General features: G+C 55.5%; 2 protein-coding genes. Both read left to right on the plus strand.

The window, feature by feature from the left end:
- Nucleotides 1–113: 113 nt before the first annotated feature.
- Entirely contained in the window at nucleotides 114–677 is a 564-nt protein-coding gene (locus ACW9JE_RS30750) for a TetR/AcrR family transcriptional regulator (RefSeq protein ID WP_457434912.1), read from the plus strand.
- Nucleotides 678–732: 55 nt separating this feature from the next.
- Nucleotides 733–1,209 carry a nuclear transport factor 2 family protein gene (locus ACW9JE_RS30755; RefSeq protein ID WP_457434913.1) on the plus strand — a complete coding sequence of 159 codons (477 nt, stop codon included), beginning with the start codon at nucleotides 733–735 and terminating at the stop codon, nucleotides 1,207–1,209.
- Nucleotides 1,210–1,363 lie beyond the last annotated feature (154 nt).

Raw genomic sequence — 1,363 nt, forward strand, 5'->3', positions numbered from 1 at the left:
CCCACATTTGAAATGCATTCCATTGTGGGAGCGAGCCTGCTCGCGATAGCCATTTATCAGCGGCACAAAAATAAAATTTGCTAAAGGAGAACGATCGTTCTACTGTAAGCCACATGAACGAATTAACCAGCAACGACACACAAGACATCATTCTGGATGTCGCCGAAAAGTTGATCTACAAGGGTGGCATCGCCGCCACTGGCATGGATCTTCTGGTGAAAACCGCCGGCGTCTCCAGAAAGAGCATCTACCGCTACTTCGCCAACAAGGACGAACTGGTGGTCGCGGCCCTGATGCGCCGGGATATCCGCTGGATGCACTGGTACAGAAATGCAGTCGATCAGGCCGAGACCCCGGCCGACCGCCTGCTCAACCTGTTTACGGTATTGAAATCGTGGTTTGAATCCGAGGGTTTTCGCGGCTGCGCTTTCATCAATACCAGCGGCGAAACGGGTGACCCGCAGGACCCGGTTCGCCAGGTAGCCCGGGACCACAAACAGAAGCTGCTCGACTATGTGTGCGAGCTGTGCACAGAACATGGCGCCGACGATCCGCAAACGCTGGCCAAACAGCTGCTGATCCTGATCGAAGGTGCCATAACCGTGGCGCTTGTAATGGGTGATCACAGTGCCGCCGATAATGCGCAATGCATGGCGCGAAAGTTATTGGACCTGTAACAACTTGCTCAAGCCCGACAACTTGCTGGAACTTAACTTTATACGGAGACGTAAAATGTCCAACGCCGAAGTTCGTCCGCCATTGCCGCCTTTCACCCGTGAATCGGCCATCGAAAAAATCCGCCTGGCCGAAGATGGCTGGAACTCCCGCGATCCGCAGCGGGTATCGCTGGCCTACACCCTGGACACCAAGTGGCGTAACCGCGCCGAATTTGCCAACAATCGCGAAGAAGCCAAGGCCTTCCTGACCCGCAAATGGGCCAAGGAACTGGATTATCGGCTGATCAAGGAACTCTGGGCCTTCACCGACAACCGCATCGCCGTGCGTTACGCCTATGAATGGCACGACGATTCGGGCAACTGGTTCCGCTCCTACGGCAACGAAAACTGGGAATTCGACGAAAACGGCCTGATGGCTCACCGTTTTGCCTGCATCAACGACATGCCGATCAAGGAAAGCGAGCGTAAATACCACTGGCCACTGGGTCGCCGGCCTGACGATCACCCGGGACTGTCGGATCTCGGTCTGTAATCCCACCCTCCCCTGTAGGAGCTGTCGAGTGCAACGAGGCTGCGATCTTTCAAAGATCAAAAGATCGCAGCCTTCGGCAGCTCCTACACGGGATACGCCGTAGGAGCGAGGCTTGCCCGCGAAAGCGATGTGTCAGTCGACATCGACATTGACT

It is taken from the genome of Pseudomonas sp. SDO55104_S430, from assembly GCF_054070595.1.